Origin of the sequence: Mucilaginibacter inviolabilis (genome assembly GCF_011089895.1) — a bacterium.
GTDB lineage: Bacteria > Bacteroidota > Bacteroidia > Sphingobacteriales > Sphingobacteriaceae > Mucilaginibacter > Mucilaginibacter inviolabilis.
The window spans coordinates 1,408,260-1,420,791 of the sequence record NZ_JAANAT010000001.1 but is presented as its reverse complement, the minus strand read 5'-3'; the positions used below and the strand labels follow the sequence as shown (position 1 = coordinate 1,420,791).

10 protein-coding genes are annotated in these 12,532 nt (G+C 45.5%); all 10 read left to right on the top strand.

All coding sequences use genetic code 11. The features are described from left to right. The first annotated feature begins 9 nt into the window (after positions 1-9). The 10 genes from G7092_RS05615 to G7092_RS05570 all read left to right on the top strand — a co-directional run bounded on the left by G7092_RS05615 (position 10) and on the right by G7092_RS05570 (position 12,493). Entirely contained in the window at positions 10-5,448 is a 5,439-nt protein-coding gene (locus tag G7092_RS05615) for a helicase-like domain-containing protein (protein WP_235953783.1), read from the top strand. A 12-nt stretch (positions 5,449-5,460) separates the two neighbouring features. Beyond that, entirely contained in the window at positions 5,461-6,132 is a 672-nt protein-coding gene (locus G7092_RS05610; RefSeq protein ID WP_166087043.1) for a hypothetical protein, read from the top strand. Positions 6,133-6,200: 68 nt separating this feature from the next. Next, on the top strand, positions 6,201-8,207 hold the full coding sequence (locus G7092_RS05605) for a type IV secretion system DNA-binding domain-containing protein (RefSeq protein ID WP_166087041.1): 2,007 nt from the start codon (positions 6,201-6,203) through the stop codon (positions 8,205-8,207). A gap of 25 nt (positions 8,208-8,232) precedes the next feature. Continuing rightward, positions 8,233-8,613, top strand: coding sequence for a hypothetical protein (locus tag G7092_RS05600; RefSeq protein WP_166087039.1), 381 nt, complete (start codon positions 8,233-8,235; stop codon positions 8,611-8,613). A gap of 55 nt (positions 8,614-8,668) precedes the next feature. After that, on the top strand, positions 8,669-9,079 hold the full coding sequence (locus tag G7092_RS05595) for a hypothetical protein (protein ID WP_166087036.1): 411 nt from the start codon (positions 8,669-8,671) through the stop codon (positions 9,077-9,079). After that, on the top strand, positions 9,076-9,540 hold the full coding sequence (locus G7092_RS05590; RefSeq protein ID WP_166087034.1) for a M23 family metallopeptidase: 465 nt from the start codon (positions 9,076-9,078) through the stop codon (positions 9,538-9,540). Before G7092_RS05595 ends, G7092_RS05590 begins: the two co-directional genes overlap by 4 nt. Continuing rightward, positions 9,497-10,672 (top strand): ArdC family protein, encoded by a 1,176-nt coding sequence (locus tag G7092_RS05585; protein ID WP_166087032.1) that lies wholly within the window; start codon positions 9,497-9,499, stop codon positions 10,670-10,672. The genes G7092_RS05590 and G7092_RS05585 overlap by 44 nt, the downstream gene beginning before the upstream one ends. After that, entirely contained in the window at positions 10,673-11,449 is a 777-nt protein-coding gene (locus G7092_RS05580; RefSeq protein WP_166087030.1) for a DUF4099 domain-containing protein, read from the top strand. After that, complete coding sequence (locus G7092_RS05575; protein ID WP_166087028.1) at positions 11,449-12,051, top strand: hypothetical protein; 603 nt, start codon at positions 11,449-11,451, stop codon at positions 12,049-12,051. The genes G7092_RS05580 and G7092_RS05575 overlap by 1 nt, the downstream gene beginning before the upstream one ends. Beyond that, positions 12,035-12,493: a PH domain-containing protein gene (locus G7092_RS05570; RefSeq protein WP_166087026.1), complete on the top strand. Its 459-nt coding sequence runs from the start codon at positions 12,035-12,037 to the stop codon at positions 12,491-12,493. Before G7092_RS05575 ends, G7092_RS05570 begins: the two co-directional genes overlap by 17 nt. Positions 12,494-12,532 lie beyond the last annotated feature (39 nt).

Below are 12,532 nucleotides of genomic sequence, written 5' to 3'. Positions count from 1 at the left end.
GTCAAAAAGATGGCAGACAATATCGCGGCCATCCGAATCGCGCTGGACTTCACTGGCCAGCAGCTTTCTGAAACAGAATTGGAAACGTTAAAAAATTACGCCGGATTTGGTGGCCTCAAGGCAGTATTATTTCCACCCGGCGAATTAGCTGAATGGCCACGGTTCGGCGCTTCAAAGGCCGACCTGAAGCTTTATCCCCAGGTTGTGGAGTTACATAACCTGCTTCAGGAAAAATTAACAAACAAGGAGTATAAGGCAGCTATTGATGCCTTAAAAAGTAGTTCCTCAACAGCCTACTATACCCCGGATTTTATCCCGCAGATCATTTATGCAGCGATGGCAGAATGCGATATTTTGCCGAAACGTTTATATGAGCCAAGCGCAGGAGCCGGTGTTTTTATCGGAGAAGCGATAAAAGCCTTCGGTGATATAGAGCAGATAGCGGCTGTTGAGAAAGATATCCTGACAGGTAAGGTGCTCAAAGCGATTTGTTCGGCCTATGGCGTTCCAATAGATGTACAGATCAAAAAGCTGGAGGAAACGGCAGCGGCCGAAAAGGCGCAATCGGATATCGTCATCAGCAATATCCCATTTGGCAAGATTGCAGTACATGACCCCGCCTATAACAAAAGCGGGATCTCCACCAAAGTGCATACCTACTTCTTCGCTAAAGGGCTGGATAAGATCAAAGACGGGGGCATTTTGGCTTATATCGTTACCGATGCTTTCCTGAATAACCCCTCTAATGCCACGGCCAGGAAATACCTGTTTACTTCAGCTGACCTATTATCAGTTGCCGTATTGCCGGCCAACCTCATGAAGGAAAACGCCAACGTGGAAGTAGGTATGCACCTGATCCTGGTACAGAAAAATGATACCAAAGAAACGCTTTCCGAAACGGAAAGCCAGTTGATCGAAACTGTAGAACGTGAAAATACTTTTGGTCGATACTACCTGAATGCCTGGTTAGCCGATAAAAATGAACTGGTATATGCCGATGAAATCATTGAGGGCACCAATGCAAGAGGCAAAGCCTCACGGTTGGCATGGCAGAACGGCGAGATGCAAGATATTCTACCCTTGCTCAAAAAACAGCTGATCGCCGGTTTTAATAATAACTTTGACCGGGCCAAATGGGAAGCAATCTCTTTTGACAAAAAGCAGGGCCAACTCAGCCAGTTTACTTTTTTACCCGTTCCTGAACTGGAAAAAAAAGAAGATAAGCCAGGGATGAGTTCTGGCCAGTTGGGCCTGTTTGATGCTCCCGTAAAAGTTGACGGGGACAACAAGGCACTGGCTTACCTGGACGATCTCGACCTGCAATTTGTTGATGGGGGCACGGCACGGCTGATCAGTACCATTCGTACAACAGCAAAACCGATGCATGACAGCATTGTATTGCTGACTGCCCGGGCAAAGGCGAGTAACCGCTATACCTATAAGTTGTACAGTAACCTTTCGGAGATCTCTTTTCCCGGAAAGTGGCTATCCGGCGCTAATCTCGGACATGAACTGGATGCGCTTTCAGCGAAATTGAAGCATTTCGGGTATGATTACCGGTATGAAGGCGACACCTCATTAGAGCCTGCTTTTAAATTACTACCGGATAAGCCAAAGGCTTTTACTGACCTGAAACCTTTTTATACAAAGGATACGCTGGTCATTTTTAATGGCAAACTTGGCCTGATCGGGGAGCCCTACAATTTTGAGGCGAAATTTGAGCCGCTTGACCCACAACCGGAACTGGCTTTTTACGAGGATTACCTGGAGCTGCGGGATATTTACATGGAGCTTTCAGGTCTTGAGAATGAGCACAGTATCCAGTTCCCGGAATTACGCAAGTCCCTAAACTTTTATTATGAGGCATTTGCAGCCAAATATGGCGAACTCAATAAAAATGTCAACCGTAACCGCATTTTTAGCGATGTTGCTTTAGGCTTTAAGATCATATCCTCCCTTGAAATTAAGGATCAGGACAAATTTGTCCGTTCAGATATATTTTACGGGCCGCTTTTTCAGCAAAAAGATATGCTGAAAACGGATGACCCTGCTGAAGCCCTGGCGCGTTGCTTGAATGATACCGGGAGGGTAGACCTTTCGATTATTGGCCTGGTCACCGGTTTAACAGAAGATGGGGTCATCCTTCAGCTGGATAAGCAGATCATATTAAATCCCCAAACACTCAAGTGGGAAACGAGCGATAATTACCTGTCCGGTAATGTGGTAGAAAAGTTAAAGCTCGCTGAAAAACTGGCTGAAGCCGAACCTGAAAACCTGCAATTTGCACGAAGCCTTGCCGCTATCCGGCGGGTACAGCCCGAGAAAATCCCTTTTGAATTGTTGGACTTTAATCTTGGGGAACGATGGGTGCCCGTTGAATATTACCAGCGTTTTGCCACGGATTTATTTAAGCTGGATACCAGGGTTGATTTTTATAATTCCATAGATACCTATAAGGTAAGTTATGAGAAAAAAGGTAATACTATCACCAATGAAGAATTCTCGGTAACACCCAAAGAAAGCAATAAGATCACCGGGCGTACTTTACTGGAATATGCACTGCTGAATACCAACCCGCATTTCACCTATCCAGTAGAGCAATATGGGAAGGTCGTCCGGGTACCCGATACCGAAGCGATCCAGAATGCACACCGGAAAATTGATAACATCCGGTCACGCTACCTGCTTTGGTTGCTGGAACTGCCAAACGAGGATAAACAGCGCTTAGAAAAGCTATACAACGATACTTACAATTGCTACACCCTTCGGGAGTTTGACGGCAGCCATCTGACTTTTCCAGGCCTTGATCTTAAAGCGCTGCGTATTCCGGGTGTCTATTCCTCGCAAAGTAATGCAGCATGGCGGGTCATTCAAAACAATGGCGGGTTGATTGATCATGAAGTGGGCTTAGGTAAAACGCTGACCATGATCCTGGCCGCTATGGAAATGAAGCGGCTGGGTATTGTTCATAAGCCAATGATTCTGGCCTTAAAAGCCAATGTGCAGCAGATTACTGATACTTTCCGGCTGGCCTATCCTAAAGCGAAACTTTTGGCACCGGGCGAAAATGATTTTGAACCGGCCAAGCGTAAACGGATTTTTCACGAGATAAAGAATAACAATTGGGATTGCATCATTTTAACACATGATCAGTTCGGCAAAATCCCGCAATCACCGGAAATTCAACGTCAGATCCTTGAAATTGAACTGGATAACATTGAACAGGATTTATTGAGTTTTCAGGATTCCGGTGAGGAGATCACCCGTGAAATGTTGAAAGGGTTAGAGATTCGTAAGGATAATCTTGAAGCCAGGCTGAAAGGCATTATGGATGCCATTGAACAGCGAAAAGACACGGGTATTAATTTCAGCGAGCTGAATATAGATCATTTATTTATTGATGAATCCCATAAGTTCAAGAACCTGACTTTCACGACCAGGCATACGAAGGTAGCTGGCCTGGGTAATATGCTGGGCAGCCAGAAAGCGCTCAATATGCTTTTCGCCATCCGGACCTTGCAGGAAAGGAGTGATGCCGACCTTTGCGCCACATTCCTTTCAGGAACACCGATTTCCAATAGCCTGACGGAGATGTACCTTATCTTCAAATATCTTCGGCCTCGGGAACTGGAAAGGCAAAAGATCTCCAATTTTGATGCCTGGGCGGCAGTATATGCACGGAAAACAGTTGACTTTGAATTTACGGTCACTAACGAGATCAGGGCGAAAGAACGTTTTCGTCACTTTATCAAAGTACCTGAACTGGCCCTGTTTTATAACCAGATCACCGATTATAAAACTGCTAAACATATCAATCTGGATAAGCCTGACATTGATGAAACCCTGGTCAATATTAAACCGACACCAGACCAGCAGGAGTTTATCAAACGGTTGATGCAATTTGCCAAAACAGGGGATGCCACGCTGATCGGAAGGCGGCCGCTGACCAAAGATGAGGATAAGGGCCGGATGCTGATTGCTACCAACTACGCCAAAAAAATGGCGGTGGATATGCGTCTGGTCGATTCTGAAAAGTTCGGCGACCACCCCGGTAACAAGGTCAATGTTTGCGCACGGAACGTAGCGGAGATCTACCATGAAAGCACCCCGCATAGGGGCACCCAGATCATTTTCAGCGACATCGGCACGCCTAAACCCGGTGAATTCAATGTCTATGATGCTCTGCGGGATAAACTGGTAACTGATTTCAATATTCCGATAAGCCAGATCACCTTTATTCATAACTGGTCAACGGATAAACAGCGCAAAGAGCTGTTTAAGAAAATGAATGCCGGGGAGATCCGGATTCTCATCGGTAGTACCGAAAAGGCAGGAACAGGTTTAAATGTACAGGAACGGATCGTTGCCATGCACCACCTGGATATTCCCTGGAAACCTTCGGAACTGGAACAGCGTGATGGCCGTGGCGCAAGACAGGGTAACTGGCTCGCCAAAAAGTTTTATAACAACAAGGTCAGGAATTTTATATATGCCGTGGAGCAATCTCTGGATAACTATAAGTTCAACCTGCTGAAGAACAAGCAGATCTTCATCAGCCAGATGAAAAATAATGAGCTGGCTGTACGTACCCTGGATGAAGGTGCAATGGACGAACAAAGTGGCATGAGCTTTTCGGAATACATCGCCATATTATCAGGTGATACCTCTTTATTGGAAAAGACCCGTATTGAAAAGAAGGTTGCAGAATTGGAAGGCTATAAAGCTGCTCACTTTAAAGAAGTTGCCCGCAGCAGGTATTTGCTGGAAGATTTGGAAAAGAAAAGCAGGGATACTCAGGGCACACTGGATATGGTGCGTACCGATGAAATCGCCTACAAACAGGTCTTGAAATATGACGCTGATGGGATCAAGCTTAATCTATTGCGATTGAATGATACGTCTGAGGCTGATACAGTTGCTATCGGTCAGAAATTGATTGATCTATACAAAAACTGGTATCCCAAAGATTTTAACAAACCTGATTTGCATTTGGGCGAGTTGTATGGTTTTGATCTGTATATCAGGCGGAAGTTGCAAACGGTTGAGAGTGAATTTTCCAGCAGGATCGACCATGTTACTTCCCTTTATGCTGAAAGCCGGACTACCGGCATTAAATATATGCAGAATGGGGGAGCACCGAATATTGACAACCCAAAACTCGCTGCCCGGTACTTTTTAAATGCTATCGACCGGGTGATTGGTATGGCTGAACGCTATGAAAAAGAACTGACCGGTATCAATAAACAGATCCCGGAGATACAGGAACTCACACAGCGACCATTTGAACAGGAGTATGAGCTGGCTTCATTAAAGCGTGAACTGGACAGGCTGGAACTGGAGATCAGTCAGAAAATTGCGGAAAGTGAAAAGCAGGACCAGGCGGAGCAAGCGATTATTAAAGAGGAAACAGCCGTCGATGTAGAACCGCCGGTGTTCATACAACGCTGATAATTCAACAAAATGAAAAAAACAGATGACTATAATGGGCCCTTACCGGTGGTTGAACTAGAAGGGACTTCTTTTTATGTGAATGGGTACCTGATGGCACTCGTTGAAGTTGCGAATCCGGATAACCAGATCACTATGTATGACCTCATGTGCCTGGATGACCATGTAGAGCTTTGGTATGATCCCCTTACTAAAAATGCTTTTGGTGGGCCTTTGGTCGGAATATTGCCTGATAGGGTAAAGTTATTTTGGCTTTACCCCTTTGATGCCCTCGATCCGTTGGGTAAGAATGCCTGGATGGATGAATTCCGCACCGGTTGGAGGGAGCATTACCCTAGTGATTTACCGGTTGTTCAAATTGCAGGAAAGGATTTTTTTATTGACGAAAAGCGCAACACGTTTCGGGATACCGAAAACTACTGGAACCAGATCAAGTTTGCAGACGTTTTTAAGCATAATGGCAAAACTGGTGTTTACATCGATACAACGGTGCTCCAGGTGCCTTTCCCGCATGAGCTTGATCCCTACCATCCACCGGCCAAACTTCCTGAACACATCGTTTTTGCAGAGGTTCCGGACGGTCACCATACAGCTTTTTTATTGCATGAATACAACAAGTCGCATCATACGTCCAATCAGGCTTCAGAAAATGGACAGGACAGCGGGCAAAGTCTAAACCGCTAAGTCAATCCATTCAGCAATAAGCCACCCGCAAAAGCCGGTGGCTTTTTTCATTTTACCCCGTTTTTATTATGGAGGAAACGCGTGAACAGCAAAAGCTTCACGGTTTTTTGCAGTGTGCCATTTACATATCCATAGGCTTGGAAGCCGCCATTTTTATTTATCACGATGCTCCTTTCTGGGGCATTTTTTTTACCCCGCTGGATAAGATCAGTCACCTGATTATTTACTCGAAACTGGTCTATAGTAAGCTGGCTACGTTGGGCCTGATCTGCCTGGTCAGCATTGGTACGCTGGCAAAAAAGGAAAAAGATCTTGACCCTAAAAAGCACATCGTCTATCCCCTTGCAGCCGGTCTGTTTTTGTTCTTTGGCAGCCTCATCTTTCAGGGCCGGGCCTCCCATGTCGCGTTTGCCTACACGACCTGGTATGACCTGCTGTATATGGTTTGCTCTTTTTTCGGGGCGCTCCTCTTAAGTGTGTCGATGGACAACATCTCCAAGATGATCAGGTCTGGTTTAGGCAAGGATATCTGGAATACCGAAGCTGAAAGCTTTATGCAGCCGGTGAAAAGGGTAGACACCCCGTACTCTGTGAACATCCCCATGCTTTTTTACTATAAGGGGAAAGTACGGAACGGATGGATCAATATCTGCAACGTTTTCAGGGGGACGATGGTGATCGGTACCCCTGGCTCCGGGAAGAGTTTCTCGATTGTAAATCCGTTTATCAGGCAATTAATTGCCAAAGAGTTTGCGGTTTGCCTGTACGATTTCAAGTTTCCTGACCTCGGCCATATCGCTTATTATCATTACCTCCTGGCCAAGCAGAATGGCAAGCTGAAAGGCTATGCCTTTCATGTCATTAACCTTAATGATATTGAAAAGAGCCGCAGGATCAACCCCTGGCGAGCAGATTACATCAAATCCCTGGCCGATGCGGCTGAAACGGCCGAGGCATTGGTGGAAGCCTTAAAAAAAGGTGACCGGTCGGGTGGGAGTGACCAGTTTTTTACGCAGTCCGCTATTAATTTTTTAGCATCCTGTGTGTATTTCATGAGTAAATACAAGGGTGGTATCTATTCCAGCTTTCCGCACGTTTTGGCTTTGCTAAACCGCTCTTATGAGGAAATATTCAATGCTTTGACCTCTGAACCAGAACTGCGATCACTGTTATCACCATTCATGACAGCATTCGATGCCAAGGCATTTAACCAGTTGGAGGGACAGATCGGTACGCTGAAGATTTTTATCAGCCGTTTGGCAACCAAAGAAACGTTTTGGGTCTTTTCCGGCAATGACTTCGATCTTAAAATATCGGACAGGGAAAACCCGGGTATGCTTGTACTGGCCAATGACCCTAATACTCAAAATATCAATTCGGCCTGCTATTCGATCATCATCAACCGGCTCACCAAGCTTATTAACACCAAGGGGAACCTGCCCTCTGCATTGATCGTGGATGAGGTACCCACCTTATTCGTTCACCGGGTTGAAAATCTAATTGCAACTGCCCGGTCAAATAAGGTCGCTGTGCTGATGGGATTGCAAGAATTGCCGCAATTCAATCAACAGTACGGCAAGGATACAGCCGCCACAATTACCTCAGTGGTTGGTACCGTGCTATCAGGTTCTGTGCGGAACAAGGAAACATTGGAGTGGCTGGAAAGGCTCTTTGGTAAATCCAAACAAATAGGAGAGGGTTTGTCCATCGACCGTAATAAAACCTCCACTTCTCTGAATGAAAAACTGGAAGTATTGATACCCGCAGGCAAAATCGCTTCGCTCAATTCTGGCGAAATGGTAGGGGTGATCGCTGCCGATGCCCAGGAAAAGTTCACCGGGCAATTTGAAACTTCGGCCGTCAATTGCCGGATAAACCTGGACATGGAGGAGATCCGGCGGGAAGAGAAGAGTTATAAGCCACTACCCACTTTCTATGATTTTGGCGGCCAGATGGAGGAAAAGCTTCGCCAGAATTTTAACCATATCAGCCGGGAAATACAGGAAATGGTACTCGCATTCAAGCCCCCCGCTTTACCGGAAACAGCTAAAATAAGTTTGAAAAATGATAGATGAACAAAATTTAAAAGGAACAGTGGTCATGCTACATCCCGAAATGTGGGAGTTACATGCTGACAAAGAGGGGGTAATAGGAGAGATCATAAAAGCTAACCCGGCCCATGATGATTTCTATGTTAAATATGGTGATGGGGCCGAGCCACGCCTCCACAGCGCGGATGCCCTCATGGTACTGCGGGAGCCTGATGAGATTTACGAATATCTACAGAATCATTCGGCTGACATCTCCACGTTTGATTTTAAAGATCTGAGGGCCATTGCCCTTTTAGTGGATCGTGGTACCGCGAAACAAATGCGAACTGCAATGGAACTGGTTGAAAAGAACGAAAATATCCGGGTGGCCAGTGTGATACCGCTTGATAAAATTCTCGGCCTTCAGCAAAACAAAGGGGTGGATAGATAAGCACAACTAAGAAATGCGTTCACCCGAAAATCAACAGAATTAATAATTAAACAGCATGAAAAACAATGAAAGTTTAAACGGGACCCTTGTTTTGGTGTTGCCGGATTTGGAAAATAATCCCGAGACGAAACGAGGACAGATCGGAGTGGTGACCTATGCAAGATCAGCATCTGAAAATTATGTGCGTTTCCTGGAAGGAAACGAAGCCATTTACCCTGCCGAACAGGTGCTGAAGCTCAAAGACAAGCAACAGGTTTTAGATGATCTGACAAAAAATGGCTCGTCCATGCCCCTTGATGATTTTAAGGCTATGTATAAGATCATGTTGCTGCAGGACAGAGGAACGTCCCAGGCCATATTTTCAGCACTGGCCATTGCGAAAGACAATCCCGGTGTGCGGGATAATGTGTTGGAATCCATTAATCCGACACAAGAACAGGAGCTGGCCCAAACTGTTGACCGATGAAGATGCTGATCAGCATTTGCCTGGTCTGCCTTCCCCTCAAACACCTCAAAATAAATTCTGATTTCGGTTACCGGATTCACCCGGTTACCGGCAAATATGCCCTCCACGCCGGTGCAGATTTTAAGGCCCGCCGCGACACTGTGTATGCCATCTTAAATGGAGTAGTGAAATCAACAGGCTACGATGACGGCCTCGGTATAAACATTCGCCTGGGACATGGAAATGTAGAATCGATCTACGGCCATTTAAGCAGGGTTTTGGTAGGGGCTCAAGATAGCGTGACAGCGGGCGAACCCATCGGTATCACAGGTGCGACAGGTCGTGTGACTGGCGAACACCTGCATTTCAGTATCTGCTATAAATACAAATACATCAATCCAATTAAATTTTTATATGAACTGCTAATTAAACAAGAAAATGAGCAAAAACTTCAAAGCACTTCCCATTCAGCTTTCAGATAAGCTAATAGCGGAAATTAAAGAGGGTAACTCCTTATTTCAGAAACCGGTAAAAGAGAATGGCATGCCTGCCTTCGTAAAAGCCATTAATCCGACCACGGGAAAAGGCTACAGTGCCATGAACGCGCTGGCCCTTGGGATGCAGCGGCGTGACGACCCGCGCTGGATGTCGGCAGATGCCGCACGGTACGCCGGTAACTGGGTAAAAGAGGGTGAAAAAGGCACCCTGATCGAGTTTCCAAAAACAAGCGATATACAGGCCATCCGCACCGCTGAAGGTAAAACCATCAAAGACGACAACGGAGTTACCCAAACAAAAACCGTTGAATTTGAAAAGCCGCAGCAAGGCAAGGCTTTCCTGTTTAATGCGGAACAGATGAAGGATATCATGCCATTGCAGGAATTCCTCGCGAAACAGGAAGAAGGTCAAGCTTTGTCGCCGGTTGAACGCGCGGATAAATTGATTGAAGATAGCAAAGCGGTCATCATCCACGGCGGTCAGGAAGCTTATTACGATAAGCAACGCGATGCCATCTTTATGCCCGAAAAGGAAACTTTCGAAAACGAGACCAAATATTATCAGGCGGCCATTCATCAGTTGGCGCACTGGTCAGGTCATGAAAGTAGGCTAAACCGCCCTATGGAAGGCAAATTTGGTTCGCAGGATTATGCACGTGAAGAAATGCGGGCAGCAATTGCCGGCATCCTGATCGGCGGTGAATTGAAGATCGGTCACAACTTCGGTCAGCAGGCTGCCTATATGAGCAACTTCGCCAAGATCTTAAAAGACGAACCTTTTGAGGTCGCAAAAGCTTCCAGGGACGCGCAGAAGATCGCCAATCTCTTATTGGGTGTTGACCAGAAGCGTGAACAAAAGCAAAGTGCAGAAGTCGGTTTTAAAAAGGGAGACGAGATCGCCTATCTCGATACTACCTACAAAGTGCTGGAAACCTACAAAACTAAAAGCATCAAAGTAGAAGACGCCGACGGTACCCGCAAGGTGTTGAAACCAGACTATGGCCTTTATAAGTCACTGTTGGAGGCAAAAGCCAATCCAAGAGGACCGGAAAGGGAATTAGACGAGGGTAAAGGTCAATCGGTTGAACGGGAACAAGACTATCAAATGGAAAGATAAATGAACCTGGTTAATAATCGTGAAGGTGACCTCCCGATCAAGGATCTGGAAACCATCGGGTTGGCCGCGGGCGGTCAGCTCCTGTTAAATGTAGACGATCTGAAGGCTTTGCTTTCGGGTCGTCGTACCAGCTTAATGGAATTGCATAATCTTGAAGCAGAAAATATCAAGATTAAATCCCTTAATGCCAAGATTTCCCTTATGCCCAATGAAAGTGGCAAACTCGACCTGCTCATTCATCCCATTTACCATAGAGCGGTTACCCCCGAATTCCTGGATGACAACGAAGCACAACAGTTGCAGAAAGGGGAGGTAGTCAGCATCCTCAAAATCACAACCGATAAAAAGGGTAATAAAAAGGAAATGTTAATCGAATACGATGCCGAAACAAGGGAATACATTGTATCAGATACCGAAAAGATACTGGTACCGGATATGGTTAATAATGAGTTCCTGACACCCGCTCAAAAAGAAAATTACCGTAAAGGTAAGGAAGTCGAAATTGCCGATGGGACCAGATTCAGCTATTCCGGTGTTGACCATCATGGCATTCGCTCAAATAAACTGGCGCTCGTGGCATCTATTCTGATCGATGGCGGTTTATCATATATGGTCTACAAAGGTTTGAATGCTTTATTTAACAAAAAGCATGACCCAAAAATGGCTGAGAAATTGAGCCCTGGTTATCACAATGCCATTAAGGACATCGAAAACCAACGGCCCTCTAATCCAAATGAGGTTTCCCGGTCCTATACCCGAAGCGGGAGATCACGCTGATGAACGCACTGTTAACAAGGCTTGGCGTTTCTCCGGAGATCCAGGCCTTTTTTAATATCGGTGGCGAACTGTTGTTTCATTATGGCGATACCCGGGAGCATTACGGAGAAGGGTTCCATAAAATTCCTACGACCGAAAATCTATGGGTAGCCGGGAATGAAACAGCGAATGAGGTGATTGTGTCCTATTCGGCAATGGAAGCCATGGCCTTTATCGCGATCAACCGTGCACGTTATGCTAACCTGCAACAATTGGCGTTTGTCGCCATCGGTAACCAATTACAGCAAGGCCAGGTAGATTGGCTCAGGCAAACATTTCCTAAGCGAAGATTTACACTGCTATTCGGTAAAGATGAGATAGGCCACCTGACCGATATCAAAGTGGCGGCCGGCATCCGGAATACGACAATTCATATTTATCATACTGGCCAGAGCCGGCAAGTGATCATAGATCATAAAGGCAAGCTCGTTATTTCTAAATATGGAGAGGTCAGCCTGAATCGTTATAAACAGGCCTTCCATATCCGCGATCGTATCCGCACACGTAAACCAATCCAATCATTAACATTTTTAGATCAATTAAAATATGATGCTGAACGATGATATTGTACTAAAGCCGGCGGTGTTGTTTGCTTTTTTAAAAGTCTTGCCGCTGATCTTGCTGGCCATTACTTTTCTTTTATTGTCCTGGTGGTTATCGCCGTACTTTATTTTATTCAGTCTTGCGGTATGCGGTGCAGCATGGTACCGCATATTATATATCCGCAGTTTTCAATACTTCATTACGACGGAATATATACGTATAACTCGTGGGATTTTCTTTAAGCGAATCGATCAAGTGGAGATGTTCAGAGTAAAAGATTTCATTATTACCCAATCTTTCATACTTCAACTATTTAAATTGATGAACCTGACGTTAATAAGCACCGATCACTCCAATCAGATCATCAATCTGCAGGGAATTCCGGAATCTGATATTGTTGATACTCTTCGCGATAGGGTACAGGAAGCCCGCCACAACAATAATATCTATGAACTAAATTAAAAAAAAGTGCTTGCTGTTTGCTAATTAAATTAGTAATTT